Annotated in this window: 23 protein-coding genes and 2 tRNA genes; 11 read left to right on the top strand and 14 right to left on the bottom strand. The window is 45.1% G+C overall.

The window, feature by feature from the left end:
• The 3 genes from OQ289_RS11910 to OQ289_RS11900 all read right to left on the bottom strand — a co-directional run bounded on the left by OQ289_RS11910 (position 1) and on the right by OQ289_RS11900 (position 2,986).
• Complete coding sequence (locus OQ289_RS11910) at positions 1 to 894, bottom strand: hypothetical protein (protein WP_270087079.1); 894 nt, start codon at positions 892 to 894, stop codon at positions 1 to 3.
• A 233-nt stretch (positions 895 to 1,127) separates the two neighbouring features.
• Positions 1,128 to 1,745 (bottom strand): helix-turn-helix domain-containing protein, encoded by a 618-nt coding sequence (locus tag OQ289_RS11905; RefSeq protein WP_270087078.1) that lies wholly within the window; start codon positions 1,743 to 1,745, stop codon positions 1,128 to 1,130.
• Between the two features lie 848 nt (positions 1,746 to 2,593).
• Complete coding sequence (locus OQ289_RS11900) at positions 2,594 to 2,986, bottom strand: hypothetical protein (RefSeq protein ID WP_270087077.1); 393 nt, start codon at positions 2,984 to 2,986, stop codon at positions 2,594 to 2,596.
• A 179-nt stretch (positions 2,987 to 3,165) separates the two neighbouring features.
• Between OQ289_RS11900 and OQ289_RS11895 the strand changes: the two genes are divergently transcribed.
• The 4 genes from OQ289_RS11895 to OQ289_RS11880 are packed head-to-tail and all read left to right on the top strand — an operon-like array spanning position 3,166 to position 10,551.
• A complete protein-coding gene (locus OQ289_RS11895; RefSeq protein ID WP_270087076.1) occupies positions 3,166 to 4,053 on the top strand; it encodes a hypothetical protein in 888 nt (295 codons plus the stop codon).
• Positions 4,023 to 5,966, top strand: a complete 1,944-nt coding sequence (locus tag OQ289_RS11890; RefSeq protein ID WP_270087075.1) for a TlpA family protein disulfide reductase — start codon at positions 4,023 to 4,025, stop codon at positions 5,964 to 5,966. The genes OQ289_RS11895 and OQ289_RS11890 overlap by 31 nt, the downstream gene beginning before the upstream one ends.
• Complete coding sequence (locus OQ289_RS11885; RefSeq protein WP_270087074.1) at positions 5,956 to 9,138, top strand: SusC/RagA family TonB-linked outer membrane protein; 3,183 nt, start codon at positions 5,956 to 5,958, stop codon at positions 9,136 to 9,138. Before OQ289_RS11890 ends, OQ289_RS11885 begins: the two co-directional genes overlap by 11 nt.
• Positions 9,139 to 9,183: 45 nt before the next feature.
• Positions 9,184 to 10,551, top strand: coding sequence for a RagB/SusD family nutrient uptake outer membrane protein (locus OQ289_RS11880; RefSeq protein ID WP_270087073.1), 1,368 nt, complete (start codon positions 9,184 to 9,186; stop codon positions 10,549 to 10,551).
• A 61-nt stretch (positions 10,552 to 10,612) separates the two neighbouring features.
• Here OQ289_RS11880 and OQ289_RS11875 read toward each other — a convergent pair whose 3' ends face one another.
• On the bottom strand, positions 10,613 to 10,924 hold the full coding sequence (locus tag OQ289_RS11875) for a hypothetical protein (RefSeq protein ID WP_270087072.1): 312 nt from the start codon (positions 10,922 to 10,924) through the stop codon (positions 10,613 to 10,615).
• Positions 10,925 to 11,519: 595 nt separating this feature from the next.
• Positions 11,520 to 13,007, bottom strand: a complete 1,488-nt coding sequence (locus OQ289_RS11870; RefSeq protein ID WP_270087071.1) for an aminotransferase-like domain-containing protein — start codon at positions 13,005 to 13,007, stop codon at positions 11,520 to 11,522.
• Positions 13,008 to 13,078: 71 nt separating this feature from the next.
• Here OQ289_RS11870 and OQ289_RS11865 point away from each other — a divergent pair, with 71 nt between their 5' ends.
• Both OQ289_RS11865 and OQ289_RS11860 read left to right on the top strand, forming a co-directional pair.
• Positions 13,079 to 13,681, top strand: coding sequence for an FMN-binding negative transcriptional regulator (locus OQ289_RS11865; RefSeq protein ID WP_270087070.1), 603 nt, complete (start codon positions 13,079 to 13,081; stop codon positions 13,679 to 13,681).
• A 64-nt stretch (positions 13,682 to 13,745) separates the two neighbouring features.
• Positions 13,746 to 14,270 carry a GNAT family N-acetyltransferase gene (locus OQ289_RS11860; protein WP_270087069.1) on the top strand — a complete coding sequence of 175 codons (525 nt, stop codon included), beginning with the start codon at positions 13,746 to 13,748 and terminating at the stop codon, positions 14,268 to 14,270.
• 38 nt (positions 14,271 to 14,308) lie between these two features.
• On the opposite strand, the gene OQ289_RS11855 is transcribed toward OQ289_RS11860, so the two are convergent.
• Positions 14,309 to 15,409: a hypothetical protein gene (locus tag OQ289_RS11855; RefSeq protein WP_270087068.1), complete on the bottom strand. Its 1,101-nt coding sequence runs from the start codon at positions 15,407 to 15,409 to the stop codon at positions 14,309 to 14,311.
• A 699-nt stretch (positions 15,410 to 16,108) separates the two neighbouring features.
• Here OQ289_RS11855 and OQ289_RS11850 point away from each other — a divergent pair.
• Positions 16,109 to 17,437, top strand: coding sequence for a metal-dependent hydrolase family protein (locus tag OQ289_RS11850; RefSeq protein WP_270087067.1), 1,329 nt, complete (start codon positions 16,109 to 16,111; stop codon positions 17,435 to 17,437).
• 107 nt (positions 17,438 to 17,544) lie between these two features.
• On the opposite strand, the gene OQ289_RS11845 is transcribed toward OQ289_RS11850, so the two are convergent.
• The 3 genes from OQ289_RS11845 to rsgA all read right to left on the bottom strand — a co-directional run bounded on the left by OQ289_RS11845 (position 17,545) and on the right by rsgA (position 20,461).
• Positions 17,545 to 18,471 carry a DUF4350 domain-containing protein gene (locus OQ289_RS11845; RefSeq protein ID WP_270087066.1) on the bottom strand — a complete coding sequence of 309 codons (927 nt, stop codon included), beginning with the start codon at positions 18,469 to 18,471 and terminating at the stop codon, positions 17,545 to 17,547.
• Positions 18,472 to 18,477: 6 nt separating this feature from the next.
• The gene (locus tag OQ289_RS11840) at positions 18,478 to 19,338 is read right to left on the bottom strand and encodes a hypothetical protein (protein WP_270087065.1); all 861 of its coding nucleotides are present in this window, start codon (positions 19,336 to 19,338) and stop codon (positions 18,478 to 18,480) included.
• A gap of 70 nt (positions 19,339 to 19,408) precedes the next feature.
• A complete protein-coding gene (gene rsgA, locus OQ289_RS11835; protein ID WP_270087064.1) occupies positions 19,409 to 20,461 on the bottom strand; it encodes a ribosome small subunit-dependent GTPase A in 1,053 nt (350 codons plus the stop codon).
• A 361-nt stretch (positions 20,462 to 20,822) separates the two neighbouring features.
• On the opposite strand from rsgA, the gene OQ289_RS11830 reads away from it, so the two are divergent.
• Positions 20,823 to 23,342: a tetratricopeptide repeat protein gene (locus OQ289_RS11830; RefSeq protein WP_270087063.1), complete on the top strand. Its 2,520-nt coding sequence runs from the start codon at positions 20,823 to 20,825 to the stop codon at positions 23,340 to 23,342.
• 189 nt (positions 23,343 to 23,531) lie between these two features.
• On the opposite strand, the gene OQ289_RS11825 is transcribed toward OQ289_RS11830, so the two are convergent.
• Together OQ289_RS11825 and OQ289_RS11820 are read right to left on the bottom strand one after the other, a co-directional pair.
• A complete protein-coding gene (locus OQ289_RS11825; RefSeq protein ID WP_270087062.1) occupies positions 23,532 to 24,026 on the bottom strand; it encodes a GNAT family N-acetyltransferase in 495 nt (164 codons plus the stop codon).
• Positions 23,995 to 24,309 carry a type II toxin-antitoxin system TacA family antitoxin gene (locus OQ289_RS11820; RefSeq protein WP_270087061.1) on the bottom strand — a complete coding sequence of 105 codons (315 nt, stop codon included), beginning with the start codon at positions 24,307 to 24,309 and terminating at the stop codon, positions 23,995 to 23,997. Before OQ289_RS11820 ends, OQ289_RS11825 begins: the two co-directional genes overlap by 32 nt.
• A gap of 192 nt (positions 24,310 to 24,501) precedes the next feature.
• Between OQ289_RS11820 and OQ289_RS11815 the strand changes: the two genes are divergently transcribed.
• On the top strand, positions 24,502 to 24,657 hold the full coding sequence (locus OQ289_RS11815) for a hypothetical protein (RefSeq protein ID WP_270087060.1): 156 nt from the start codon (positions 24,502 to 24,504) through the stop codon (positions 24,655 to 24,657).
• A gap of 105 nt (positions 24,658 to 24,762) precedes the next feature.
• On the opposite strand, the gene OQ289_RS11810 is transcribed toward OQ289_RS11815, so the two are convergent.
• Positions 24,763 to 24,836 (bottom strand) — tRNA-Ile (locus OQ289_RS11810).
• A gap of 86 nt (positions 24,837 to 24,922) precedes the next feature.
• Here OQ289_RS11810 and OQ289_RS11805 point away from each other — a divergent pair.
• Both OQ289_RS11805 and rpsU read left to right on the top strand, forming a co-directional pair.
• Complete coding sequence (locus OQ289_RS11805; protein WP_270087059.1) at positions 24,923 to 25,555, top strand: HAD family hydrolase; 633 nt, start codon at positions 24,923 to 24,925, stop codon at positions 25,553 to 25,555.
• 203 nt (positions 25,556 to 25,758) lie between these two features.
• Positions 25,759 to 25,950: a 30S ribosomal protein S21 gene (gene rpsU, locus OQ289_RS11800; RefSeq protein ID WP_270087058.1), complete on the top strand. Its 192-nt coding sequence runs from the start codon at positions 25,759 to 25,761 to the stop codon at positions 25,948 to 25,950.
• 128 nt (positions 25,951 to 26,078) lie between these two features.
• Here the strand turns inward: rpsU and OQ289_RS11795 are convergent.
• Positions 26,079 to 26,150, bottom strand: a tRNA-Arg gene (locus OQ289_RS11795).
• A 143-nt stretch (positions 26,151 to 26,293) separates the two neighbouring features.
• Positions 26,294 to 26,935 carry a hypothetical protein gene (locus OQ289_RS11790; RefSeq protein ID WP_270087057.1) on the bottom strand — a complete coding sequence of 214 codons (642 nt, stop codon included), beginning with the start codon at positions 26,933 to 26,935 and terminating at the stop codon, positions 26,294 to 26,296.
• Positions 26,936 to 26,971 lie beyond the last annotated feature (36 nt).

Here is a 26,971-nt window from a genome sequence, read left to right as displayed (position 1 = left end):
TTATGCTCCCTCTTTCAGTTGTCTAATAGACGATTCTATCATGTTTAGGTTAGAGAAATCGGGAAATTTTGCTATTACATCTTCTGATTTAGATTCTGGAATAAATTTAGCGCCTTTATCTATTAATTCAGAGGTGGTTGATATTGATAGTTTTAATCTATTAATTGTTTCTGGGTCTTTGAGGTCATAATAATTGTTTGCTATTGCCTCAGCTTCTGCATTCAGTACATTTTGTAATTGCGTTTTTTGTGCATTGACTACACTCTCTAAAGCATCGTTTTTTAAATCTAGAGTTTTTAAATTTGCCTCTATCAATTTATTTTCTAATTGTTTCTTTCTAATTACGGCTGCTGACCAACATATTGCTCCCACTAACTTGACAGCCCCCACCGTTCCAGCTAGTACAATTAGCCAAACTGAACCTGGTTCTGCAGATTGAATTTTAATAGAGCCGTTAGTGTTACTGTCCGAAATAGGTATAGATAGAGCCTTCTTTAAGTCATTGGAGATTTTAGATAATTCATCGAAGCTTTCGAAATCTGGAAGACGAATTTTTATTTCGTCTTCTGATGATATAGAAAATGAAGAATAAAGATGAATGTATGCTTCTGAAGCTGTTCTTAGATAGCTTACAGACTTTTCAATAAGGTGATTGTCTATCGCATTGAATGTCTCAAAATCAGAATAGTTCTTAAATAGAGAGGTGCTATTTCTTACATTTTCAACTGTGGCTTTAAAAAGTGGAATTTCCTCAATTATTAATAAACCTTTTCTTAATTCAGTTAGATTACTAATCTTGTATTGAATTTCCCCTGCACCTGATATATAATCACTTTTAAAAATTAAACTTGGCAATGCCTGCTTTGCTATTTTAACAATTTCTCTTAAATGCATTATTTAATATTACTTTATTTTACTCATTATTTATTCAAACTTAGGTCTGAAAGAACTTCAAAAACGTGTGATTTAATTTGAAATAGACACAGTTGTTTTATTGCTTTTGTAATCTATTAATATGCTTTGCTCTGAAAGCTGTTTTTCATCATTTAGTAGATTACATAGCGAAAGCCTTTTACATGAGTAGAAGCTTGTTTAAAGCTACTATTCTTGCTTTGACATATATTCTTTTACTTTTTCTCCTTAGCTAAATTAAGGTTAGCTTCTTTATCCTTGATTAATTCAATCAACGCCTCTTTTGATAGCTTTTCAAACTCTTCAGCGTGGTCTACGTGGATATAAATATGTTGTTTGCCGAGCTTTCCGATGGATTTGATATCCTCGTCGCGGGGAGGACGATTTAAGAGACTGGTAACTTCTGATGGATTCTTATCTTTAAATTCTTCTCCCATGACCGCCAAAGTTAATTTTGATGTTGTCGGTGTATTGAAATGTCCTCCTAAAATGAGACTGTCAAGTTTACTTGAAAATTTATTTTCACCGTCCCTTACCATGACACCTTTTCTTTGGCGTTCTGCTATTTTTTCTTGCGTCGGTTTAGGAAGTTTATTAAGTGAAGGAATTGGCGCTTTGGGGTTAGCAAAATGATAATAAGGAATGCCAAATACGCTCGCTATATTTATCATTTTTTTAATATTTAAGCCTACTTCACCATTGATTATATTTTTAATGTTGTTTGAAGTAGTGCCCGTAAGTTTAGCTAAGTCTTCTTCAACAATTTCGAATGTGTCTAGATACCGTTGTACTTGGTTCCCGTACTCTTTAACGTACTTTTCTCCTGTTTCCATTAAAATAGTTGAATTTATTTTGACTTATATATTTTATTAATTACCTTTGTTATAGCGATTTGAAAATCTTGGCAATTTGCCTCGATGAACGATGTATCTCGAACTGAAAACGACTAAATTCCTCGAGAGAACCGTGAAGTCGCCCCATGCTCAAAAAGTTTACTACATTTGTAGTTCTTTTATACAAAGAAGCATGTGGGTGATTCCGCGTAAGCTTTAGAGGATGAGTCTGATTTCTTCGGAAGGAGGGCAAAAAGGTTAGTCACCTTCAGTTCTAAAGTGCGGATCACCCCTTGTTTTTTACAAGGTTTTTTTGCTCTTCAATTTACATCGTTCCATATAAACTATAAATTATGAGAACGAACAATTTAACCATCCATCAGAACCCCTTAGCCTCGATCTATGATCGCGGTTATTGGTTTTCCCTTTCATTACTCGTAAAGAACGTAATCGTGCCGCCAGAATAAAGTACCCCTTCCTCATTACGGGCAAAACAAAAGGAAGGTAGCTTGTCTCTTTTGCAGAGAACAGCTCCCCAGACGCAATCCATATCTTGTGACAGCGAACCACGTTCGAAGTACTTATATGTTGGTCTATCTATCCTTTAAGTTTTCCTGTATGCCAACCTCCCGTATTTTTGAATAGCTCTTAGCTTCCTTTCAGTCGATTCTTGACACACTTTATAGTTTGCATTTTAAAGGTATATCGAATTTTCCACTAAAGCAAGAGCATTACATACTATTTTGTGTATTTTCTTAAAAGGGAGGTTTGGTTTTTTAATTAACCAATTATTGATAATGGTAGGGAGGAAATGCTATCCAGCAAAATCACCGCCATTAAACCAAATATTATGAAGCAAATCTGCTCCATCGGGATTGCTTTGTCCATAACCAAGGGCAAAGGGTTCCGATTACTACCACCACATATTTCGCTAATGTCGGACACGGTCCGCCATTGGCATAAACAGATAACCGCCCACTTTCAACGGAATATCCACACAATAGCAGACACCCTTTCTTCCGCAATCCTGCGAAGAGTCTTCGACAGCTCTCCCAGACATGGTCGGGACAAGGTTTGGATAGCTTCGGCATTCCTTCGGCTTGGCTGTAACTCATTCCCGAAGCGCCACCGAACAAACCTCGAAGCGTCACCGAAGCCGACTCGAACAAGCCTCGAAGCAGTCTCGAACAAGTCCCGAAGCGGAGTCGAAGAGCTCCCGAACAACCCTCGAACAACTGCATGTCGGAAAATCACGATTTTTGGCAGAATCACTTCTTTTTTTCGACTTATGCTCCTTATCAGTCAAGCGTCCGGTGATTCACCCTTTGTTAGGGTCATCCGGCAAGCTAGTTCGTGCTTGAAAGGCCAATCCATTGGTAAATCCTTGCTTTTTCATGGGTGTTCCCTTGCTTCCACAGCAATGAAACACCAAACAAATACCAAAGGAACAGTAACGAAATCCCGAGCAAACAATAGCGAAAAGGGAGAATTTGCTTTCCTGCCAACTTCGCCCTTTGTTCGTCCATTATTCGGTGCTCCACCACCTCAGCTTAACCTCTGCATCACCCAATCATTACCTCTTCACCACAATAAAGGTGAGGATAAGGTAGTAATAAGGTGGTCAGAAGGTAGTAAAGCTCCGAAGCGGGGGCGAACAGCTTCCGAAGAATGTCCGAAAAAGATAGGAAAAATAGGGATGAGCCTTGCTCAAGCCTGCAATGACTATAGGATGAGCCTTGCTCAAGCCTGCAATGACTATAGGATGAGCCTTGCTCAAGCCTGCGATGACTATAGGATAAGCCTACCTCAAGCCTGCAATGACTATAGGATAAGCCTAGCTATAGACTATCTATGCACTGGTTTGACCCTACAACAACCCTCCGATGAGGATAGGGTAAGCCTACCGATAGTTCACCAAGGATACACCAAGGGTGTACGGTTAGTTCACGGGAAAGGTACCGAAAAGGTACTGCAGAGGTACTGGAGATTCACCAAGAAGGTACTAAAGAGCTACCAAAGAGGTACTGGACATCTACGAGCTGCTGGTAAGTGGATCGTGGATAAGATGGGAATCCAGGGTAATACTGCGCTATCTTGGGTGCCGGACGATAGAGAAGCTGCCGTTGCGGATGCCAAGGTCAAAGATTGCTTGGTCGTACTTTCTCGCAAGGACGGTAAAAATAATCCCGTAAAGGGAGATAGGATAATGTCTTTGAAAATAACGCATTCACAAGCGATTTGCGACACTATATTGAGGTTGTTGTACACTAACTATGTGTGGTTTTATCATCGCTTAAAAAGGCTCTAAATGGCTTAAATCAAAGAGGTTGTAATTTAGGGCAAATAGCGCAAGGTAGATTGAAGGATAGTGACGGCGAATATACGCATCAAAAATCTACTTTCAAGGGCTTTCCTCACAGTTTCTTAACGCGATATCGCCCAAGGTTATTAAAGGCTGGCACATGTAATCGGGACGCTAACTTGATTGGTAGAGGCAAGTTGTCGAGTGGTGAGAAAAGGCTTATCAGGAATGGTCAGTGGCATGTCGCTTATCGGCTTCGGAGGACCGAGAATGGTATAAACGCTATGGTAGGCGGTCTATTGCCTACGCTCAAACGAAGAATGCCCAAGGTCTACAGCTTGCTGCTGAGTGCCTATCGCAAAATCTTGATCATCTATTGCAAAGTACTGATCGCACAAAGCAGATGCCGAATAGCATACTGCAAATTACTGGTCGCATGTTGTAAGAAACTTGTGTTATCGGTTAATCAGCAAGAAACTAATGATTTGTCTAGTAACAATGCAAGTTTTACATTAAGGATGATGGTGGCAGGTTTGCTCTTTGTGGTGAAGATGAAAAAGCTAATGGCTTATAGCAGGTGGCTGATGGTATTGGCACAGCTGTTTACGATAGTTTCTATGTTCAATGTTTCGGCTCAGGAGCTGCCCGGCAACCAACGGGCAGCGAATGGGTCTATGGCTATCGGCCCATTGCAGATCGGGGATACCATTCCGGAAGCGCTGTGGCACATGCCCTTGCAGGTGGTGAATCACCCAATGGGTAAGGAAGTGGTCACGCTCAACGACTACCGCCACAAAAAACTGATCGTACTGGACTTCTGGGCGACATGGTGTGTACCATGCATTGCATCTTTGAAGAAACTGAGCAGCTTACAGTCGCAATTTGAAGAGGAACTGATCGTGCTACCCATCACCAACGAGACGGAAGCAAAATGGCAAAGATTCCAAACGATACAGCAATTGTCCCTTCCCTCGGTGATCGAAGAACGAAAGATACAACAATACTTTCCCCATAAGGTAGTGCCCCATCAGATATGGATCAAGAACGGCAAGTTGCTGACCAAAGCGAGTGCCGAATATGCTACAGCAGCGAATATCAGTAAGGTGATGGCGGGCCAACAGGTGAAAACGATGACCTATGAAGCAGGAGGGCGGCAGACGCTCGATGCTCTGCTGGAAAGGCGGTCGCAGGATGGATATATCCGTCCCGAAATGTATAGTGCGCTGTACCATAGGTTAAAAGATGAATCGAGCGCAATCAAAAAAGAAGGTAATAGATTTGCCGCCATCAACTTTCCAATCGTCAGCCTATTCCAACTGGCCTTTAGCAACCACATCCCTTTTGGCGAAATGGAACTCCGTACGGCCATTGAGATCGACGATCCGACATTGAAGGCCAAGGTCGATTTTGTGCTCCTTCGGACGGGTGACTTTGGACGGGATTCTCTTCTTTCGGCGCAGGCCGATTCGTTACAGTATACGTATGTAGTCGAAAAGATAGACGGGCTGTCCAAAAAAGGTGCGCTGGACATGATGGAACAGGATGTCACGGCTTTCTTTCGTGACCGTTATGGTCTTGAGGCTTATATTTCGCAGCGTCCAGTGAGATGCTTACTGTTGGAGCGAACCCCGGATATTGGCAAATTGCCCACGATTCACACGGTGGATAGCAACCATTACCGATATGATGGAATGCCAGCATTGGTGCGGGCCTTGCGCTATCAATGCAAGGCCAAAGGATATTATGTAGTGGATGGGGTAGAAGGGCAGCGGGATCTCACGGTCGCGCTTTCCCAAGGGTTGGACGATGTCGCGAGCTTCAATAAGTCGCTATCGTCCTATGGCCTACACCTGCGCGAAACGACGAGAGAGATGCCCGTACTCGTATTGACCGACGGAAGGAGGCAGTATGAAAACTAGTATCTTGATAATAATGGCACTGCTGTGCGTTCGGTCGCTATCGTTGGCGCAAGTCCCCATCACGATCAGGGTGATGGATAGCTCCAATGATAAGATGCTGGAAGGAGCCGTAATACGTATGAATGGATATGCGCGTGGTGCTACGGAGCCCAACGGAACGTTTACACTACCGATGTCGGATACGCTGCTGTCCATAGAAATATCTCTTGTGGGGTTTGAAAAAGTATTGTTCAGCCGCCCATTTGAGAAAATACTTACGGCAAAGCTGCTCGTCAAAGCCAAGGAGCTGGACGAGGTGACCATCTCTACGGGATACCAACATATCCCAAAGGAGCGAGCCACGGGTTCGTTTACCTTGATAGGACAGGACGTATTGGAGCGAAAATTTAACCCCGATCTATTGGCTTCGTTAGAAGGCGTAGCAGGTAGCCTCGCCTTCGATCGTCGCAGCATGACAGACAATGATGGAACACCGGCCATCCGCATCCGGGGCGTGAGTACGATGTATGCGAATACACAGCCGCTGATCGTCTTGGACAATTTTCCATTTGAGGGCGATATCCAAGCAATCAATCCGAGCGATATCGCGAGTGTCACCATCTTGAAGGATGCCGCAGCGGCATCTATCTGGGGAGTGCGAGCAGCCAATGGGGTAATCGTGATCACGACCAAGCAGGGGAAGCTGTCGGAGAAGGCCACTCTTGGTTTTTCCCATCATACAGCCCTGCAACAGCGGCCGGATCTTTTTTATTCTCCAGCCTTCTTGGGTTCGCAAAGCTTCATGGAGATGGAAGAGATCCTTTTCGATGCGGGATTGTACGATTCCAGGATCAACAGTGCCAATAAGCAGCCGATCAGCCCTTTTGTACAGGTGCTCCAAGACCACAAGCAGGGAAAGTATACCGATGAGGAAGTGGCGGCGCTCAAGTCCAAATGGGGCGAGGTGGATATCCGCAGGGATGCGGGCCGGTATCTCTATCAAAAGGCCGTCGATCGACAATACGACCTCAATATGGAGGGTGGCGGACAAAAGCATACGTACTACCTATCCCTCGGGTACCTAGGGCAGCAGAAACAGGCCATTCGCTCACGCAATCAACGGATCACGCTAGGATTCAATAACAGCTTACAGTTATTGGATCGCCTTACGGTGCAATCCCGCCTGTTGATATCGCTGGGCAAGCGCCACGATAATGGAGTGGATTTTCTATCCCTTAGTGACCGCTTGTATCCGTATGCACGACTCAAAGAACTGGACGGGACCAATGGATCCATCGTCAGGGATTATAGTGACAGGTACAAGAGCGAACAGGAGGCACTTGGGCTGTTGGATTGGAGCTATCGCCCCCTAGATGAGTTGGCCAACAACCACAGGATCGATAACACACTGAACCTCAACTGGCAGATGTCCTTGGGCTACCAGATCATGAAGGGGCTATCTCTCGACCTGAATTACCAATATGGTCAGCTATACGCCGATCAGGAATCAATAGACAGCAAAGAGAGCTACTATGTACGCCATACGGTCAATAGATATACACAGCTCGATCTTGCCCGCGCATTCCCTGAAGGGGATATCCTAAATGTATCCACCGCCAAGAGTGAGACCCATAGCCTGAGACCGATGTTGAAGCTGGATAGATCCATCGGAGAGATAGCTATCAACGGTATAGCAGGTGCGGAGGTCAAGCAGTTCAAGGCATTAAGACATAGTCTGTTGCGCTATGGATACGATAGGGAGACACTTACCTCGACGGCAAATCTTAACTACAATGTTCGTTACAACCTTCGGCCATCGGGCACCTCTTTCCTGCCCTCGAATGCAGGGTCGGATACACAGATGCTGGATAGATATGTGTCCTACTTTTCCAATCTGGCGGTCACCTTTAAGGATAGGTATATATGGAGCGGGAGCGCCAGGTGGGATGCATCAAACCTATTTGGCGTGAATACTAACCAACGCGGCGTGCCGCTATGGTCGATAGGAGGTGCGTGGATAATGGACAAAGAGGATTTTTACCAATGGGCGGCCATACCCAAGCTGAAAGTGAGGGCTACCTATGGTTATAATGGCAATCTGGATAAATCGGTCAGCGCATTTCCTACGGCTCGATATTCCATGGACAGCCAATCCGGGCTATTGTCGGCACAGATTACCAATCCGGGAAATCCGGCTTTGCGCTGGGAGAAAGTAGCGGTGTTGAACCTGGCGATAGACTTCTCCTCCAAAGATCGGCGGGTGGAGGGCACCCTTGATTTTTATAAAAAACGGAGTACGGATCTTTTTGGATTCTCGTTCATAGACCCAACAGCCTTTTACTCGGGGAGCGCAGGGGCATCTTTTAAACAGAACTATGCCAATATGGACGCCACGGGGGTGGATATGGAGCTTAAGGTCAAAAAAATGACCAGGCCCAATCTTTCATGGCAGGGGACCTACCTGTTGAGTATGGTCAAAAATTCGGTCACGGCCTATTTTGACGACGGCAGGGGCAACCTGGATGGGTATTTTCTAGGCAGATTCACCAAGCCACTGATCGGATATCCCTTGGATGTCCTATTCAGCTACCCATGGCATGGATTGGACGGTAAAGGAAATCCTATCGTATACCTCGATGGAGAGCCGAGTCTGAATTATTCCAAATTTCGACAGGAAGCCAAGCTCGATGATCTGATCTATCACGGTAGCAGCATACCCACACTATTTGGATCCATACGCCAAGATGTTGCATACAAAGGAATTCGTCTTGGTTTTAATCTGGTTTATAAATTCAAGTATTTCTATCGTAGACAATCCATAGACTACTACAACTTCCATTATATGAATAAAGGGCATACCGATTACGATAAGCGATGGAAGCAACCGGGAGACGAACAATGGACGGATGTGCCTTCTTTGGTCACGCCTATTGACTTTAACCGGGACTTGGTATATGGATATGCCGATGTCTTGGTAGAGCCGGGTGACCATGTGCGCTTGCAGGATGTGGTGGTTGGCTACGATCTGCGATTGAGGTCGAAGACCATCAAAAGCCTAAGGATAAATGGAAGTGTAAGCAATGTGGGCATACTCTGGCGTAAAAGCAGATCGGGAGTGGACCCGGACTACCCGATGTCCTTCTTGGCCCCCAATAGGATCTATTCGATAGGCCTGAACATGGGCTTGCAATAAACCATTGGCTGGACTAAATAAAGTTGAACAAAATAACATATACGGATGAAAATGAGAATTATAATAGTCGGTATCTGCACGATCATATGCTGTATATCCTGTCAAGATGACTGGCTGGGAGCGAAACCCGATCAAAAACTGGTCGTTCCGACAAGTTGGAAAGATCTAAGGGCGCTACTGGACAATACAAGGGTGATGCAGGCCGGCTACCCGGTGATGGGCGAAATGAGCGCGGATGACTACGAAATCCCAAGCAATTTTTGGAATTCCCTCGCTGCAACATGGGAGAAGAATACCTATATCTGGAAGTCTGATATCTATGGAGACAACAGTATAAAAGGGGTGACCGATGATTGGGCATGGCCCTATCAGCGCATATATTACAGCAACTTGGTGTTGGAGAAGCTAAAGCTGCTATCGCCGACTACGGCGGCGGATGTGGAAGAACATCGAAGGATCCAGGGCACGGCACTCTTTCAGCGTGCATGGGCTTTCTATCAGTTAAGCCAGCTGTTTTGTGAGCAATACGATCCTGCCATCGCCACCTCGCAACTGGGGATACCTATTCGCCTACAGTCGGATATTTCGATAAAAAGCACAAGGGCCACACTATCCGAGACATTGGAGCAGATCGTAGCCGACCTGAGCGAAGCAGAAGCATATCTTCCTGCGCTTTCCGAGAAGGGTGTACGTCCGGGGAAAACCGCCGTCTTGTCCTTGCTGGCAAGAGTGTACCTGAGTATGTACCGCTATGACAAAGCATTGGATGCCAGTGAACGATGCTTGGCTTTACAGGATGATCTGATGAATTTCAGCAAGGTTGATGGAAGTCGTGCCTATCCCTTCATGCCCGACAATGTGGAGGTCATCTATCGGAATATCATGTCTTCTTCCGCTATTTTTAGGGGTACTTTCTATGTATCACGTGAATTGGTGGAGAGCTACGAGGATACAGATCTTCGAAAGGGATACTTTTACAGGGTGACTCCCCAAGGCACTATTTACAGGGGTTCTTATGAGGGTGGTACGGCTATGTTTGCGGGACTGACCACCAGCGAAGTATACCTTATCAAAGCGGAATGCCAATATCGGCAGGGTAAGGAGGCGGAGGCGATGACGACGCTCTTTGAGCTGCTGCGCACAAGGGACCCGGATCTGCAAAAAGAAAACCTGGCCAATGGGCCGGACTTGCTCCAACGGATTTTGCTGGAACGTAGAAAAGAACTGGTATTCAGAGGGCTGAGGTGGGGCGACCTGAAGCGTTTGAATAGGGAGGGGACCTATGCAACGACACTTTGGAGACAGCTGGATGAAGATCGATATGACCTACCGCCTGCTAGTAAAAACTGGACACTACCTATCCCAGAGATTGTCGTAGACATAAATGGGATGGCCCAAAATCCTCGTCAATAATACAAAATAGGGACCACAGGTGAGCGACATGGCCCACCTGTGGCCCCATTACCAAATCAATTTATGGATTTCGGAACCTGACTCCATTGGTAGGTATCGAACCTCCACCTTCATCTGTCTCGGAAATATGCGAGGGTGGTGTGGTACCTTCTTCAAATGCCACTGCACAATAGTCTGTTGTATTGGTAGCTGGGCATTCGGTTTCAAGATTGGGGTCGTCCATACTGGATATGTTCCCATTTGGGAGGACCTCATACCATTTGAGATTTAGTTTTTCGGCTTGCTTTTCGCCAAATGACATCAAGCCGTAACTGGTTGCTGCAATCGCCAAGGCTACCAAGGCTATTGCATGTTTTTTTAGTGATCTACGCATTGCTGCTAGTTTTAATATGTTGCTCTTTTCTTTTTAAATCCCTAGAAAAGAATAAGGAATGCTATCCGGATCAGCGTCTTTTGATGGTCGGTGCCAAGAGCTGAATCTGATGGATAGTCGGAAAGGTCTTTTGGCCGACACGCCCTTCACCTAAGCTTGCCTGGAGCCTTGGATTCGCTGTATGTTGTCAGTCACTCCATCACTGGTTATAATCAAAATTAGGGGGAGAATGCAGGTATTTTAGGGGTAGTTTGTGGCGTGCTAGGTACGCTTTAGTGACGCTAGAGGAGGTATGCTGCTGACGAAGGGGGTAAAAGTGTATGCGAGGAACTGCGGACGGATTCTTGGTAAAAGTGGGTTTGGGAGAATACAGGGGCTGATTTTCGAAGATTACGGTGGAGATAAAAAGGGGATAGTGGGGGATTATCCCCTCTAAATGAAAATAAAGAACAAATTCACCCATAATTAACGATTTGTAAACAGGTGCATCCTATCGGACGGTTAATTTGGGCATCGCAAAAACACGGTCCTAACGCCAATCAAATCGACCTGACCGTACTACGGGAAGAAATCGTAACAGCTCCACCACGAAATATCACTTGGAAGACGAGAGGAGGCTTTTCAAAATGGAGATTCCTTGGATGATTTCTGCTTCTGTCGACGAGGCAAATCCCAACCGCAAGCCATTTTCATGAAATGGGGCATCTTGGATGACGTCACCGTCCGACAGTAAGAGTCCTTTTTGATAGGCGCGTTTCACCAATTGGCTGAGGTCGATATCGGGGGCAAAGTGTACCCAGACAGACATGCCCCCTTCGGGGATACCGAATTGGACGTTGCCGCTTAGCTCGCTTTGTAAACATGTGCAAAAAAGGTCACGTCGTCTTTGATATATGGGGAGCGTCCGCCGAAGATAACGTTGCACCGTGCCGTCGTTGATGATATCGGCAATAGCATTGTCCATGATGTGGTCGCCTTGCCGATCGTGTAATATCCGGATGTTGGCAAGATGACGGATGACATTTTCGGCGGCGGCGATGTAGCCGATCCGGAATGCAGGAGACAGGCTTTTGCTGAACGAACCGCAATAGATGACCATCCCATTTTCATCTTGGCTGGCTAAAGGCAGAATGGGGCGCTGTTTGTAATGGAAATCGTAATCGTAGTCGTCTTCCAATATAATAAACCCATGTACATTGGCAAGTCGCAAGAGTTCGAGCCTCCTGTCGATACGAAGGGACACGGTCGTAGGATAATGGTGGTGAGGGGTGACATACACCATTCGTATCTTTTGCGTTTGACAGATAGCAGCGATTTCATCGACGCGTATACCATGCTCATCTATCCCTATGGGGATATGTGTGGCACCGGCGTACAAGATGTTACCTTCTACTCTTCCCCAACCGGGCACACCTGTAAGGACAACATCGCCAGGCTTGACCAATGCATGGATGACCAAGTGAATGCCCATCAATGTACCGCGTGTGGATAGGATATTTTGTTTTTTGCTTTTTAATCCGCGCGTGGTATTTAAATAATGTGAAATGGTTTCGAGATAATAGTCGGCGCCTGTAGGATCGGCATAGCTGCCGTATTTATCATAGAGGCCACTTCTACTGAGCTGATTGCGATAGGCGCGATAGAGCTCTTTCAAGGGAGAGAGCCGCGGATCGGGATAGCCGTCATCAAAATGTAGTTCGGGGATGCTGAGTGGCACATGAGTAGCATAGGGAGTGCTGGGTAGGGAAAATCCAGCTATCTTTTGCCTGTTGACCGGAGCGCTGCTGCCCAGCTGCTTGGGTTGATGATCGGCGACATGGTTAGATACAAAAGTGCCCTTGCCGACACCGCTCACCAGCCATCCTTGAACCTCGAGCTCCTCATATGCTTTTTGGACGGTAAGTCTATTAATGCCCAAAAGCGCCCCCGCATCCCTTGTGCTGAGTAGTTTCTGTCCAGCTACCAAGGTATTGCTCGTGAGTAGCGCTAGAATTTGATCGGCGAGTTGAAGGTACAGGGCCCTTCCTGTCCCAGGCTGTAAAGAGATGCCTTCAAATACAGTAACGATAATTGGATTATTCATTTTCTTCTGATTGGCGTATATATGCAATCCAATATACAACTAGTTTTGCGTTATATTCAAATTTAGAAAGCATGTACATTCCTAAACATTTTGCAATCAACGACCGTCAGGAGATGATTTCCTTTATGAAGCAATTTAGTTTTGCGCCTATTATTACGTTTGCTGAGGGCAACTTGGCGGCAACACATTTGCCCTTTGTAATCGAAGAACGGGAAGGTGCTGTGTGCTTAACTTCCCATTTTGCAATCGCTAATGCGCAGGCCAAATCCATAGAGAAAAGTACGTCGCTGATTATTTTTTCGGAACCACATGCGTATATTTCGCCAAGTTTGTATGGAAAAGTCGAAAATGTACCCACATGGGATTATATCGCGGTCCACGCATATGGAAGGGGGAGAATTTTGGAAAGCGGGCAAGAAACACGACATGCGTTGGAAAAAATGATTGGATGGTATGAAGAAGCCTATTCCGGCCAATGGCAACAATTGCCCGATACGTATAAAGCACGTATGATGAAAGGTATTGTCGCTTTTGAGATTAAGGTTGCGGATCTGCAGGGACAAGCCAAATTGAGTCAGAATAAAAATGAGGCCGACAGGAAGAATATAAAGGATCATCTTGAAAAGAGTGAGGATACACATGAACGTATGCTAGCGGCCTATATGAAAAGGTGATCTTAAAGGATGGAGGGCGATAACTGTGTTGGATAAGGAGTATCTTTAGATTAATCAAATAGTGATGGAAAAAATAGCAATCAAACAAGTGGGCCGAGATGACATTGCAGCACTTCAAAAAATTGGTAGGGAGACATTTTTCGAAACATTTTCAGAAAGCAACAGTGCGCAAGATATGGCCCATTATCTGGCCGAGGGATTCTCCGAAGAAAAGCTTGCTCAAGAGCTGAACAGGGAGGGGTCAGCATTTTACTTTGCACTGCTGGACGACAACGTAATCGGATACCTCAAGGTGAATACAGGAAGTGCACAGACCGAACTCCAGGATAACAGCACATTGGAAATAGAAAGAATCTATGTATTAGGCGCTTATCATGGAAAGAGAGTGGGCCAACTGCTCTATGACAAAGCCGTGGAAATAGCCGAATCATTGCAGGTGCATGATATCTGGCTGGGCGTTTGGGAGAAAAACCCGCGGGCAATTCGATTTTATGAAAAGAATGGATTTGTAGCCTTTGACAAGCATATCTTTAAATTAGGCAATGATGAGCAGACGGATATCATGATGAAAAAGCACCTCATGGGGTAGCCAACCTCAAGTGACGGTCAAGACTTAGAGCAAGTGCTTCACAGGTCGTAATCTTTTTTGATCTTGATGGCCATGTGTTGGAATTTCTTGTAGATGATGGCGGCTGCGCCCAAAAACTCACGTTTATCGATCTTGAGCAGGGTCTTGATAGAGATATGATTGCCGGTCTTGCTCTTGATGTGGGTGGAAAATGCGGCTGCAGCAATCCGTTTGGAAGGATAGAGCAGCATGTCGGAGTCATAGATGTAATGAAAGATGACGGCGAGCTGTTGCGAATTGAGTCCGGTGATCACGCCATCGATCTTGTCCCAATTGGCGGATTTGATATCCTTGAGCTTATTTTCGACATAGTCGCGCATATAGCTGAGCAAGGAGGCGCGCTCGCGGTTGTAGGCGCTTTTAAACGCGTGGTCGTCACGTCGCAGGTGGATGCGTAAGCTCAGCAGGTATTTCTGGGATGCAAACGGCTCCATTTGGCTCACGATCTGATCGACCTGTTCGCACCAGCGATTATAGAAGCCCATATGGTTGAAGTTGTGGGCAATCAATTGCAGGATGAAGCGTTCGGTCCATTTCTTGGCCCGCCTGTCATTGGCGAGTTCTTGCAATGCTTTTACCAAAGTGGGGAGGTAGTCGTAATGATAAAAACGGAGGTCGGGGAGCTTACCTTTCTGAAAAAGACTATCCATGGCGGCCTTGATTTCGAGGAGATAGGCACTTGGTATGCCTTTCGCTCCCAATTGGGTCAAGATAACGGGAAGCTGTTGCTGCAACTGATCAGACAACTGGGCCTGATAGTGGAGGGGTAGCTTGGCATCTGGGTCTATATATTCTTTGAATAACAGTTCCTGTTCTTGGAGCAAGGATGCTAACGCCGATAGGGCTTCGGGATGGATAGGGTCCACGTGTGTCGTATGGCGGTATAGCCTATCACAAATGGTGATCAATAGACGGTGATATTGTCTGAAAGCGGTCGTGGCACGCTTCTCGTTGCGATACTTTTTGTGCGCTTTGACAGCTTCTTGCCTGTTGGCCTGGCATAGGGCTACGACCTGCTGTAGCACCTGGGGTAAGCGGGAAGAGTCTGCGGCATACAAACGGGTCAACTCGGATTGGAGTTTGTGTAATGTAGTAATCATAGCATAATAAAATGGCTATATAGCTGACCACATGTGTAGACAGCATCATTTTTGATGAGGTGAATAATGGTATTTAATTTGGTTAACTAATATGGTTAATTTATCAAATAGATTTGAAATAAGGTCTTTAAAGGTGATATATTCAACTATTTATTTGGGTTTTTGTAGCGTTTGCTCGACAGGGCCGATGCCCATAATTTGAATTAGCCATTGGGGTGGACTTCTGACGCGCCCTGCCTAAGGATGCTACCGCCATATTTGCAAATATGCATGTGAAGGCCTTTTTTTTGAATTAAGGACGGGCGGGTGTTGGATCTCATTGTAACGATGTGCGGTACTCAGCCTATCTATAGATGGGCTTTAAAACCTGTTGCAAAAAGAGCATGATTGCCGACCAAGACGCCGGAGTATTCAAAAATGTGCCTTACCTTGCTGAGTAGGACATGGATTTCAAAATAAATTGTCTTTGTACAAAAAAGACGTATCTTAGTACTTAAAAATAAAGTCAATTATCCAGTATTTTTAATCTTATTTTTTAGTTTAACGGCTTACCTATGGAATATACCTCAACACAGATACCTAATTTATTATGGAATTGCGTATGGGGCTCGATGACCTTTAAAATAGGGTAGGACCACAAAAGGAGCGTGTAAGCCTCGCCAAACGAACAGGTTAACGAACAAACAACTTTATACACATATGAGACCAATATTAGCTTTTGCTTTTCTTTTTGCCAGTATTTCGACCACGATGGCGCAGACCAAACATGTGCTGCTGGAGAATGTCAGGCTTCTGGACCATCAGGCGGCAGACCTTACGGCGCCCATGAATGTATTGATATCGGGTAATGTAATCGAGAAAATCAGCTCATCACCTATTGCCGTGCAGGATAAAGAGGTAATCAAGATTAACGGTAAAGGCAAAACGTTGATGCCGGGCCTGATCGACGTGCACGTGCACTTGGTATTTGGAGCACTCACCATGCCGCAGATGATGACCAGCGATATGTCGGAAGAATTTTTGGTGGATAAAGTGGGGAAATCTGCCGCAAATATGCTCTTACGCGGGTTTACGAGCGTGCGGGATGCAGGGGGACCTATCTTTCCGTTGAAAGCGGCTATAGATAAAGGACAGTTGGTGGGGCCACGGGTATGGGCTTCGGGGGCCACAATAAGCCAAACGGCGGGACATGGTGACTTTAGGACGCCAGAGGAGCGCTCGCGTCGATTCTTTGGGATGGTATCCAGGGCAGAGCGCTATGGGGCTACTTTCATAGCGGATGGCCGTGACGAGGTATTGACGGCCGTACGGGAGAACCTACGCTTTGGGGCGAGCCAGATCAAGCTAATGGCTGGTGGTGGCACATCGTCGGCCTATGACCCGATCGATGTGACGCAGTATACACTTGACGAAATGAAGGCTGCCGTAGAGGCTGCCGAAGATTGGGGGACCTATGTGATGGTGCATGCGTATACGCCAAGGGCTGTGCAACGTGCGGTAGAGGCGGGTGTCAAATCAATAGAACATGGTCAGATGCTGGATGAGGAAACGCTGAAATTGCTGGCGGAGAAAAATGTGTGGCTCAGCCTTCAAAACTTAATGGATAATAACGACAATATGGATGCGCAACGCAAGGCGAAACGTAAGCCGGTATTGGACGGACAGGATAAAGTATGGCCATTGGCGAAGAAATTGGGGGTAAAACTGGCCTGGGGAACGGACTTCCTCTTCGAACCTGAATTGAACGAAGATCAAAATAGCTACATACTGCGCCTCCAAAAGTGGTTCACGAATGGGGAAATCTTAAAAATGATCACACAGGACAATGGAGAGCTCTTGCAGCTGTCGGGCCTGCGCAGTCCTTATCCTGGAAAACTGGGGGTCATCGAAGAGCAGGCGCTGGCGGACCTGCTATTGGTGGATGGCAATCCGCTGAAGGATCTTGCTGTGATTGCGAATCCGGAAAAGAACTTTCTGCTGATCATGAAGGATGGGCAGATCTATAAAAATACGATCAGCAAAAAATAGGGTGCTGGCGACAGTATCCTGATAAACCTGGGTGAATAGAAAAAGCCGTTTTTCAATATCGAAAAACGGCTTTTGTCGTTTGCACGCGCTTGTAGCGGATAGCTTGATTATAATTTTCGGTCCAACCAGTGTATGATGTGGAGCAGAAACGGAGCATGCTGCATGGCGGAAGGGTGATTCATCCCTCTTTTGGCACTTTTGATACCCTGTAGCTGTGCCGAGAAAGGGGCGCCATCCCCAAATATGACAATCCGCCCTTTGCCAAAGTGGAGATAGGCGCCATTGACGAGGCCTCTGCCCGAAATATAGGGCAGGGTGTCGGGGAGGGGCTTCTTGATTTGCGCGACATCGCTGGGAAGATAGATGTTGTAGTCGTCTCCTAATACGGAGATAACTTGGGCATCCGAGGGGGCAATAAACCCTGTACCTCCCCAACACATAATGCTGTCTATCTCTTGGCCTGCGGGACTGGTGATGTCATTGGAGAGCAATGTGTTTCGCTCCTTGGAAAATATTTCAGGCATTCCGTCCTTTCGGAGGGCGAAACCGTTGATGATGTTGAACCCGAATCGAGCGGCCAACTTCTGGACGGAGGCCCCGCACGGCATATGGTCGGTAACGAGGAATAAGCTTCCGCCATCGGCCACCCACTTGACGAGGAGTTCGATCTCATCGGCAGAAAAAGCGGATCGCGCAGGTAGATTCCAATCTTCGAGATCGTACATGGCATTGACCGTTACGTAAATCGTTGCTTCTTTTAAAAGGCCTGAACTCACAGGCTCTTTGCTGCTTACCACCTGATATCCATCACTCCTGAGCAGCTTAGCGAACGGAGAATAGGCACCCCTGAGGGTAGAGGCATTGTGATGAGCCTCATCGAATATGATCAGGGGGCCACTGCTAGCCGCATACATAGGGGCAGGTATCGAATAGTGGAAATTTTCGTCTGCTACTTGCTGCGCTAGCCCTTTGGATGTGCAAAGGACGAGCATAGCCCACAGAATAAGAAGTCGATAGAGCGCCTGTCGTATCATGGCTGCCTATTGTGCTTTGAACCAGACATCGTCTTCAAAGCAGGTGACCTGCGTGGCTGCTCCATTGCTTACTGAAAATGTAAGCGGAAAAGTACCGTCGGCATTGACGAAGAACGCTTCGGATCTAGGGGTAAAGGCTATCTCTTTATTGTCCCAGAGCTGCTTGAGCGTGAGCCCATTTGCAGACGATCGGATATCGAGCTTGAGGTTGTTGTCGTCCTTGAAGGTATACGTCCCTTCAAGCTGCTTGAGCTGGGCTGCGGATAGCTGCTTGACCGTAGTGGGGTCAAAACCGACCTTTACAGTAGTGATGCGCCCCAATATCTTGGCGGAAGCAAACTGACCGGAACTGTCCTTGAGGAACTCGACCTTGTGGCCTTCCTTCTTTGATTCGAAATGGGTCTCGTCGAGCTGGGCGAGTTCATACACCTTGTTGTCCCACAGTTGGGTAGCGAATAGGGCATTGCCTTTTACCTCAAATTGAATGAAAGCCACTTTATTGGGGAGCTGGTAATACCCGACAAACTGCTGCAGGGAATTGGTGGTAGCGAGCGAAGTGTGCTGCCGCAGGATAACGCCGGAATGGGTAGGAGGTACGGCATAGCCATTCGTAGAAAGGAATGTGCTTGCCAATAGGATGCTGCCGATGGCCAAACCCAGTGTGGGTGCAATGGCGCTGTGGAATGTGTTGATTGTCTTCATATGTATATTTTTTTGATACGATACAAGGATAAGGCACCGACGACGAGCAGCTGTTCGGATGGATGCAGATGGACAAATAAAGGGCAAATGGCTGGTGAACCAAAAAAATGCCTGCATTGCGGGGAGGATATGGGATTGCCCACCAGGGCTTAAATAGGGGGGCAAATGAAGATATTCATACAAAAAGACAGGTGTTCCAATTTCAGTTGGAACACCTGTGATGCATCAAAAAAAATTACCGTTTTTTGATTCGCTTAGCCTCCTTTCCAATTCGGGCAAAAGACTTATCCCGTTTGCGTCTTTCATGTTCGGAAGTAGAAAAATACTTGGATTCTTTTCGAAGCTTGAGGTAACTCTGATAAACTGCTTCGGCCAAGAGACCTTTATTGACAGCTTCAATAACCGCGCAACCGGGCTCTCCTTCATGCGTACAATCATCAAAACGACAGGAGTCCTTGAAATCAGATACATCCAAGATATCAGCCAGCACCTCCGGATTATCCGATGCTAAACCAAATTCCCTTACACCTGGCGTATCTATTAAAACGCCACCACCTTCCATTAATACCATATTCCGACGGGTAGATGTATGCCGTCCCTTGCCTGAGGACTTACTTACCTGAGATGTCAGAAAAACCGTGCGCTCACATAAGATATTGATCAAAGAACTTTTCCCGACACCGGACGACCCCACGAGTACGACCGACTCTCCTTGCTTGATAAAGTTTCTAATAGGGAGTATGGTTTCAGGAGAAAGAATACTTGTGAAAAAGACGGGCATCTTGTTGACAATATGTTGCAGCGATTCATCTACCAAATGGCGATCAAACGCTAGGTCAGACTTGGTGAGTATCAACACCGGTTGGATATTTTCTTCTAATACCTGAACCATAAAGCGTTCTACTCTACGAACATTGAAATTTGCATCGAGACTTTGAACGATAAATACTTTGTCAATATAGGCTGCAATAGCTTGTTTGTCGGATATGCTGCCGCTCTTTCTTCGGTACATGGTATTTTTGCGGGGTAAAATATCGACTATTACCCCTTGGTTATCGTCAAAAGATTGGACGATAATCCAATCACCCGCACAGGGGAGCTCAAATAATGACTTGCTATAGAGTAAATTGCCGCTTAATTCGCACACCAGCAGACCCAGCTCGGTGATGACTTCATAATTGGTCCTGTTTACGGCAGAAACCCGACCATGAAGAAGATGTTTGTATGGTGATATCTGTTTTAGTTGAGACAGTTCGTCGTTCCAACCATAAAATGATAAGTTATTCACTATGTATAATTTAAATGATGAAATAAAATTGCTTGATTTCTGTCATCCGAGCGATTTGCTCCATAGCAATCACCTTTGATAGTATAGGAACTACCAATCGGCAACTTCAGGAACAAGACACCCGGAATTAGGCAATCATTCCAATTGCTAAACTATAATATGTGAATAGTTGTTTTTGCATGAGTTACGAAGATAGTAAAACCTGCGTATAAAAAAAAGATTTTACAGCGCTGTAAACAATTCACCTAATTGTGATTGGAATTTTTTAGTTTTGAGTATCGCACGTTAAGGGGGATTAGGATATCGCTATTATTCCCCCTGCGAAGGAACGTTTGGAGAAATATAGAAATACGTACGAAAGATGATACTGAAAAAAACAATCGGCTGTAATTATCTGAAACATATACTTACCGGAATCTTTTCAGTTGTGCTGGTGACAGGGTATGCACAGGAAGAGGAAAAGCAGCAACCAACAAAGCCACGGGATGAAACGCAATCAGCAGTTTTTGATTCCATCGCAGTGGTACGTGATTACCGACCGATGCTGGCAGATGCCGTAAAGGTCCGCCGGAGTCCGGATATGAATATTGATCGAGAAGCACTCGAAATTGAGTTGCGCAAGACCGTTGCCAGCATGTATTTTGCGAGAAACCCCTACAGGCAAGCTTTTCACAGTCCATTGCCGGAAAGGTATCCCAATGCCTTACGCGATAATATCGATAATAACAGGATTGGCATCTTGGCATATCGCGCGGGCGAATACGAAAGAGCGACATCAATCCTTTCCAAAGTGAAACCTCTAGATGCTTTTTATCAGAGCTCGATAATTGCTTTAGGTCATATTGCCCTGGAAACCGGGGATAAGCAACGCGCACGGAATGCGTTTTATAAAGCGTCTAGAATGGCTTATGACCAAGAATTGACAGCGGATGGGCTGTATAACTATGGTAAAGTTTTATATGAATTGGACTCGGTCCAAGTTGCCTTGAAGCCGCTTCAAGAATATATCGCACTGAAAAATGCAGATCGTGATCGTGATGCAAAAAAAGTAGAGACTACGGAAACACGCATGGCCGAGGTCTTATCGGGTAACAGCAATTTTTTGGCAGCTGTATATTTGGTGGAATCATTTCCGAATAGGGAGCGTAAAGATGATATGGTGTATCAAAAGTTAACCTATTACCGCGGATTGGAATTTTATAACGAACGTGCTTTCGAAAACAGTATCTCGATGTTTATGCGATCGGAAAAATTTCAATTCGATCCGGAAATGGCAGCGCTAGCTAAATATTGGAAGGCGGAGGCTATGTATGAGGTTCGAAAATACAAAGAAGCGGTGGACAACTTCTCTAGTTTCCTGCAGTTGCCTGCCGCACGAAATACGGGTGTATACAATTATGCAAACTATGCCTTGGCATATGCTGCATTCCGAATCAACAAGTATAGCTTGGCGGCAGAGTATTTTGAACGCTTTTTGGCATCTAAGGAAAGTTTGTCGGATAAAAGCATACATTATGATGTAATCGCACGGTTAGGCGATTCGTATCTGTCCATACGCAATTATGGACGGGCAAATGAATACTATGACCAATTGATCAACGATAAAGCGCCAAATCAGGATTACGCCTTGTTTCAGCACGGTATTATCCAAGGATTACAGGGAGACAATGTAGCGAAGCTCAATACCCTGAGGTCTGTTGTTGAAAAATTTCCGCGTTCGAACTATGCGGATGACGTCGCGTTTGAGATTCCCTATATCCATTTCACTACCGGGGATTACGATACGGCAATCCAAGGGCTGCAGAAGATGATCGAACGGTACCCGCGCAGTAGCTACGTCCCTCGGGCATTGATGACTATCGGGCTTGTCCAATATAATAAAAATGACACCGAAGCAGCGATGGCCACCTTCCAGAAGATTGTGAATGAATATGCGACAACCGATGAAGCATCGCAAGCAATGCTTTCCATTCAAAATATCTACCTGGATCAAGGGGATGCGTCGAGTTATATTCGGTACGCAACCACCACTAATATCACGAACCTGAGTGCCGCAGAGCAGGATAACTTGACTTTTCAGGCGGGCCGAACATTGTTTTCAAGAGGACAATACGCGGCGGCGGTGGAGGCTATCAACGCGTATTTTGATAAGTTTCCGAAACCCAGGCAGGAGAAGCATGCTCGCTTCATCCGAGGGGTGAGTTTATACCATACGGGGCATCCAGAGGACGCGCTACACGACCTGAACATTATCCTGAACGACTGGACAAGCCAATATACTGAACAAGCCCTATTGACGGTCTCTGCGCTATACTTGAACTTGAAGAAATACAACGAGGCAATCGTGCACCTCAAAAAACTAGAGATCAATTCAGATTATAAAAACAACTATGGCTACGCAGTAACTAACCTGATGATCTGCTATTTCGAAATCGGTGACTTGGAGCAGATGAATAAGTACGTGAAACTGATCAAGAATTACAATCGGGCATCTGACGAAGAAATTGCCAAGGCGCACTTGTACAGTGCCATGGCCATGCAGCAGGCGGGAAATGTGGAGGCCACGATGAAGGAACTGAACTTGGCGGCACTGAAAAGCCAAACAGCAGTCAGCGCTGAGGCAAGGTACCGTCTAGGACGACTGCAGTATGAAAATAAGAAGTATGACAAAGCACAGGAGGCGGCCTTTGATGTGATCAACAATATGGAGTTAGAGGATTATTGGGTGGCGAAGAGCTTCATTCTGCTTGCGGATACCTATCTGCGTAAGGGGGATACGCTGCAGGCGAGGAGCACGTTGGAAAGTGTGATTGAGAATTATACGGAAGATGATGATGTGATACCTTCGGCAAAAGAGCGGTTGCAGAAATTGAAAAAGTAAGGAATCGGTTTTTTTCATCTTTTTGAATATCACCATTGTCAAAACTTAAGCCATGGATCACTTAGTTCCTTTGATGGAAGTCTTAAAGGAGCTGGTGTTGAAATACAAGGGGGCAATACTAGAGGGTAGCTCTATTTATCCAAAGAAATGACACAGTGGAACAAAGGTGCTTAATGCACCATTTCGGCTTTATTCTATTCCAAATAATGTGGCTACTGTTTTTAGGGGAAGAAACATACGCTTGGAGTCTTTCAATTGGATAAAGCCAAATTTGGAGTAAAACTTTTCGGCGGATTCATTGATCGGGTCTACGATAACCGCATGATTACCAATAAGAGCACCGACCTCAATAATGCGCTTTAGCGCATCAATTAATAAGATTTGTCCTAATTTGTTGCCTTGATAGTCAATGTGAACAGCAAGACGGCCGATGATCACAACTGGAATTTCAGGGTACTTTAATGAACGCTTAAGGTGGTCAGGAATATCGTTTAGATCAATACGGCTAGCGGATAGTGTATAATAGGCAATTACATTTGCATCCTCATCTTCGAGGACATAACAAACAGCCAATTTACGCTTCACATCTTGGCTGACGTATTGTTTAATGTAGTTATCCAGCTCGACAATACCACAATAAAAACCTTTTCGGTTATGCTTTTTTTCTAAAACCTTTAAGGTCATTGGGCGATAAGTTGGAAAATTGATCGTACGCTTTCAATGCGGTCTTTAGTGCTTTATTTGGCGCTGGTGGATTCAATAAGGTTTCGACAAAAAGAACCTTGTCGTCCATAGATTTTAGGATTTTAGCTTCCTCTTCTATGATACGAGTAGCTTCATTTTTTGCCAACGTCACGATAAACTCTGACACAGTCTTAAAACCACTGATTTCAGCGGCATACTTTATAAGTTCTTTATGCTCCTTACTGATGCGTACATCAATCCTATCATTTACTAACGTAGCCATAACTCTATCCATTAATTATACAAATGTACGTTATTTTTCCGTACATCTAAAACACTTGAAAATATTACCGTAAATATTCAAAAATGAAATGCTTTGGGCTTATTTTTAATATATCCGAAACGGGAAGCTATTCATGCATTTTCAGTTTTTGTAGCCAAGTATCAGAATGGTAACCGCATAAGGGAATATGCAATGGATTTACTAGAACAATTAGACTCTTCTTTTCGAAGGGTCGGAATGGATTTCATACCTCACATTACAGCAGATAATTATCGAAATGAATCGATGTTTAATAATTTTGATAGCGATTTGACGGGGTACGACGAACTCGAGGTGGTACAAAGGTGAGATAAATGGTGTCAAATTTTGGGGATTGCCCACTGCACCGTGGTTCAGCTTTAACCCCTTTGTAAAAAAAAACCTGAAAGTTACTAACTTTCAGGTTTTTTTCAGTGCGCCCACCTGGGCTCGAACCAGGGACCAAAAGATTATGAGTCTTCTACTCTAACCGACTGAGCTATAGGCGCGGTTATTTTTGTTGTCTTTTTGCGGGGTTTATCCCGTTTTGACGATGCAATTATCGATATTTGTATTGATAATTCAAAATTTTTGTATGCAAAAAATTAAAAATATTATTCTCGACTATGGCAATGTGATCTTTATGATTGACTTTCTAAAAGCACAGGAGGCCTTTACTTCGCTGGGTATCAAAAACGTAGAAGATTTTTTCGGACATAAAGGCCATATCTCTTTATTTGATGCGTTTGAGACGGGCGAAATCAGTGCAAAAGCCTTTCGTGACGGAATTCGGGAATTTTCAAAGGTTGCGACCCTTACCGACCAACAAATAGATGATGCTTGGAACTCCTTGTTGATCGGTGTACCACAGGGTAACCATGAGCTACTTTTGGAACTGAAGCAGAAGTACCGATTGTTCCTGCTGAGCAACAATAATGAAATCCACTATGATTGGATCATGAGGTACCTGAAACAGGAATATGACTTGGACGACAATTCTTCTTTCTTTGAAAAGGACTATTACTCGCACTTGATGAAGATGCGAAAACCGAATGCCGATATCTTTCGATATGTATTGGACACCCACGCGCTCGATCCTAGTGAAACATTATTTATTGACGACAGCCCCCAGCATTTGAAAACCGCAGCGGAAGTGGGGCTACATACTCGCTTGCTGACCCAACCCGACACCTTGGCGCAAATGCTGAAACGGGAGGGAATCCTTTAGGGATAGGAGGGACTTCCTACCCCCAGCAAGGCTGGTATCTCACAAGGGTGGGCCAGCCGATATGCCTTGCCGACCTGCAATAGGGTATAGCGAATAAGGAGGGATGAAAATAAGTGAAATTAAATTTCAGATATTCGACAGAGCTCCGTATCTTTGTGCCACTTTAAAAAATTAAAAGGCTACGAAAGGAGGTATATTAAAGCATGATCATTGTAAATATCAAAGACGGAGAGTCATTAGACAGAGCATTGAAACGTTTCAAGAAGAAATTCGAGAAAACTGGAGTATTGAGAGAACTTCGTTCACGTCAAGCTTACGAGAAGAAATCAGTCACTCGTCGTATTGCCCGTAAGAAAGCAATCTACAAACAAGGATTAAACCAGGAAACTGCTTAATTCCGTTGTTTTAAACATACTAAAGCCATTCATATTCGTATGAATGGCTTTTTTTGTGGCGGCAACTTGCGCAGGTATAGCAGACACAAAAAAAGCAGACTTGCACAGCAAGTCTGCTTTTTGGTATGTGTTCCCAGCGGGAGTCGAACCCACATCAACAGAACCGGAATCTGCAATTTTATCCATTAAACTATGGGAACAAAAGCATGCGAATATAAGTAAGTTTACCTTAAAGTGTATATTTTTTTTGTAAATATAACCTCATGCTTTGATTTACAGCCTGTTCATTTTTTATAGAAAACAGTGTTGAGGGTGGAATACAGCACCCTCAACAAAAAAATCATTAATGGTCGTGGTCGCCTTCTTTGACAAGGTGCACCCCGACGCGTAGATCCAGGTCATTCTCACCGGAGAATTTAGTGAAGTCGGCATTGTTCCAATCGGCAGGAGTAATGCTCGATTTGACACCTGGATTAAGGTGACGTAAGATGTAACGTAAGTCAAAGGTACTGGCTTCCTCATTTATGGTAAGGTATCCGGTCACGCCGACATTTACCTTAGTGCCATCGGCTTTCTTGTCTGCATAGACGTAGGTAAGCGTCTCTTTCTTGGGTGCGCCTAGGATAAATACGTTGTGGATGTCGTCCCGATCGACAAACGTCTGCTGGGTCTCGCGGCCTGCAAAATCTTTTGCTACCAAGGTGAGTCGATACGTCTTTCCGACCTCCAAATGCAAATGTGCTCCAGTAGGAGGAAGCAAAGGATTGCCACTGAATTTGACTTCTTCTACTTCTGCATCTGCGATATCGTTGTAATGATAATGGTCTCCATGGGATTCGCGCTCTACTTCTGTAAAGGTCAATACTGCGCCGCCAACTTCTTCTTGGTCCTCTTCAGGAGTAGGGTCGTCTTTAGAGCAGGATTGTAAACCTATAAACGCAAATGCGGTGATCAGGAGTAAGAAATGTTTCATGTTAGTCTTCATAATATTTAAAAATTATAAATGTGATGTTTCGTTTTT

This window comes from Sphingobacterium sp. SYP-B4668 (assembly GCF_027627455.1).
GTDB lineage: Bacteria > Bacteroidota > Bacteroidia > Sphingobacteriales > Sphingobacteriaceae > Sphingobacterium.
The sequence above is the reverse complement of the archived record's forward strand: the minus strand, read 5'-3'. Positions and strand labels throughout refer to the sequence as shown.